The sequence below is a fragment of the Neisseria sp. P0013.S005 genome, from assembly GCF_051958425.1.
Taxonomy (GTDB): domain Bacteria; phylum Pseudomonadota; class Gammaproteobacteria; order Burkholderiales; family Neisseriaceae; genus Neisseria; species Neisseria subflava.
This window is the reverse complement of sequence record NZ_JBQCVL010000089.1, coordinates 1-241: the sequence shown is the minus strand read 5'-3', so window position 1 is coordinate 241 and position 241 is coordinate 1. Positions and strand designations below refer to the sequence as shown.

Below are 241 nucleotides of genomic sequence, written 5' to 3'. Positions count from 1 at the left end.
GGATGACGGCCTTCGGGTTGTAAACCTCTTTCAGCAGGGACGAAGCGAAAGTGACGGTACCTGCAGAAGAAGCACCGGCCAACTACGTGCCAGCAGCCGCGGTAATACGTAGGGTGCAAGCGTTGTCCGGAATTATTGGGCGTAAAGAGCTCGTAGGCGGTTTGTCGCGTCTGCTGTGAAAACTGGAGGCTCAACCTCCAGCCTGCAGTGGGTACGGGCAGACTAGAGTGCGGTAGGGGAG

1 rRNA gene is annotated in these 241 nt (G+C 57.7%); it reads left to right on the top strand.

What is annotated here, in order from left to right:
* Positions 1–241: ribosomal RNA gene (locus ACTHTA_RS11610) — 16S ribosomal RNA — on the top strand; the annotation flags it as partial.